The sequence below is a fragment of the Colwellia sp. 6M3 genome, from assembly GCF_014077595.1.
Taxonomy (GTDB): domain Bacteria; phylum Pseudomonadota; class Gammaproteobacteria; order Enterobacterales; family Alteromonadaceae; genus Cognaticolwellia.
In genome coordinates, this window is the sequence record NZ_JACGWF010000164.1 from 1 (window position 1) to 2,764 (window position 2,764).

Annotated in this window: 2 protein-coding genes; both read left to right on the plus strand. The window is 34.6% G+C overall.

Annotated elements, in window-relative coordinates; translation table 11 throughout:
- Nucleotides 1-321 precede the first annotated feature (321 nt).
- Nucleotides 322-1,671 carry a DEAD/DEAH box helicase gene (locus H4J50_RS18670; protein ID WP_182257662.1) on the plus strand — a complete coding sequence of 450 codons (1,350 nt, stop codon included), beginning with the start codon at nucleotides 322-324 and terminating at the stop codon, nucleotides 1,669-1,671.
- A 327-nt stretch (nucleotides 1,672-1,998) separates the two neighbouring features.
- A partial coding sequence (locus H4J50_RS18675) for a winged helix-turn-helix domain-containing protein (RefSeq protein WP_182257663.1) occupies nucleotides 1,999-2,764 on the plus strand: 766 nt, incomplete at its 3' end.

Consider the following 2,764-nt stretch of genomic DNA (forward strand, 5'->3'; position numbering starts at 1 on the left):
GAGTATTGTTGTGATTTATAAAACCTCATAATATCTTTTTTATCTGATTTTAACGCTTCTACAACTTTGTACGGCGATGATTCGAGCTTCATATTCATTAATTTATTTGTTTTAATCCGCAGTAAGTGACACGATGAAGTTTATTTATTAACAATATAAAACGTAGATAAATAGTTATCAAAAACCCAGTAGTAAAATATTTTGCTTATTGATTAAATAGTTTGGCTTAATGTTGAAGTTTACAGGTTATAATAAGCCAATGAATATCTTTATGTGTCAATGTAATAATAAAACACCAGTTAATTAACGTGGAGAGTAAGCTTGCAGTTTAGTGATTTTGGTTTAGATAGTAAAATAATGTCAACAGTAGAACATTTAGGTTTTAATGCACCTACTGAGATACAGCAGCAAGCAATTCCTGCTGCTATGACTGGTCATGATTTAATAGCATCATCTAAAACAGGCTCAGGTAAAACATTAGCATTTATTATTCCTGCCATGCAGCGATTGTCAAAGAACCGTGCATTAAGCAAACGAGATCCTCGCGTACTTATATTAACGCCAACCCGAGAGTTAGCTAAACAAGTTTTTACACAATTACGCATGTTTACTTCAGGTTCAGCTTTCAAAGCAGTTCTTATTCTTGGCGGCGAAAACTTTAACGACCAAGTAAAAGTACTTGAGAAAGACCCTCATTTTATCGTAGCAACACCAGGTCGTTTAGCAGACCACCTAACGCAAGGTCACTTTTATCTTAGTGGTTTAGAATTGCTGATTCTTGATGAAGCTGATCGCATGCTAGATCTAGGCTTTGCAGAACAGTTGGCACAAATTAATAAAGCAGCTGATCACCGTAAACGTCAAACGTTACTGTTTTCGGCAACTTTAGACCATGCACAAGTTAATGATTTTGCTTTAGCATTATTGAAAAAACCAAAACGTATCGCTATTGGTAGTGCTCATACTGAACACAAAGATATCACCAAACGTTTTTATCTTTGTGATAATTTAAGCCATAAAGAAAAGCTTCTTGCACACTTTATTGCCACAGAGAATCATCAACAAATGATTATTTTCACGGCAACTCGTGCTGATACTGATAGGCTTTCTACTTTATTATCTGAGCAAGGGCTTAGTACCGTAGCCCTCAGTGGTGAGCTTAACCAAGGCCAACGTAATCAGATAATGGATGGTTTTAGTAAAGGCCAACAAAAAATCTTGATCACCACGGATTTAGCTTCTAGAGGCTTAGATTTAATTAATGTTTCTCACGTTATTAATTTCGATATGCCAAAGCACACCGAAGAGTTTGTTCATCGTATTGGTCGTACGGGCCGAGCAGGTAGTACGGGCGATGCTATTTCATTTGTTGGACCCAAAGACTGGATTAGTTTTAAAAACGTTGAAGGCTTCTTACAGCAAAAATTAAGTTTTGATACTGTTGAAGGCTTAAAAGCTAAATTCAAAGGAATAAAGCCTAAAAAGCCAACAATTGATAGCAAAACCAAAGACAGTAAAAAGTCAGTTGTAGTAACTAAAAAAGCAAAGCCAAAGAAAAATGTGAAAAATACTTTTTTAGCGCAAGATGCTGGAGATTTACCTGTATTAAAACGCAAGCAAACGGTTGCTCCACAAGATATTGAAAATAATGATGTTGATGAAATCGATTAAATTTCAATAGCGAGTTTTGCTAATAATACCTACAAACCCACTTTCCTGTTTAATTTTAATAAAAAATATAACAGGAAAGTGGGTTTTCTATTTTATAGCATGAAATTAAAAATACATTCCATTCTTTAAGCTCTCTTAAATTCAATTTACGAACACTATCTTCTATGAAAATAATGCCAAATACAGCCATTGAATGCTGCATTATTATATTCAGCTATTCGCTATTTTTTCTCATATAAACAATACTAATAACAGTTTTAAATCCATTAAATTTATAAAGAGTTGCCAACAGGCATGCTGTACTCTTTTCTTGTAGGGTTACAATACGTGTCAACCAACAATGAACAAGAAGCTAGCATTTTATTAGGAGCCGTTAATCAGCACTTCAGTGTAGATACTGAGCTTCATCAAGGCTTCCAAATAGGCAGTCTTGTAGTAGAGCCTGATTTAGGTGTAATCATCCGAAATGGTCAGCGATACCATTTAGCACCCAAGGCGATGGAAGTTTTACTATTTTTAGCTTCAACTAATGGTGAAATAGTCTCTCGTGAGGATATTCTAGCTTTTGGCTGGGGCGATAATCATGCAGCAAAAACTAATGTAACTCATATTATCAGTGAAATTAGACATGTGCTTGATGACCACAAGGAATGTCCGACATATATTCAAACAATCCCTCGTAAAGGCTACCGTATGCTTTTACCTACTGAGAAAATATCTACTAATAGCATTTGGCCATTCTCTAACGATGATCTAGAACAAAGTGGATACTCATCCAAAAAATGGAAATTATCTTTTTCATTATTAAAAAGTAGCCGACTTATTAACGCTAGCGCGGCATATTTAGTGGTTTCTTGGGTTTTATTACAAGTATTTTCAATTGTATTACCTATTTTTGATGTACCAACATGGGGAGGGAAGTTAGCCGCCTTAGCTTTAGTGGTAGGCTTTCCTATTGTGATCAGTTTTCAATGGTTTAAGGAGTTTAAACTTAGAAAAAAATTTGCAAATGAAGATAATAAACAGCCTAAATTTATTTATCGCCAATTCGCTGTTGATAGTTTTTTTGTTTTGCTGATTTTATTTTTTATAT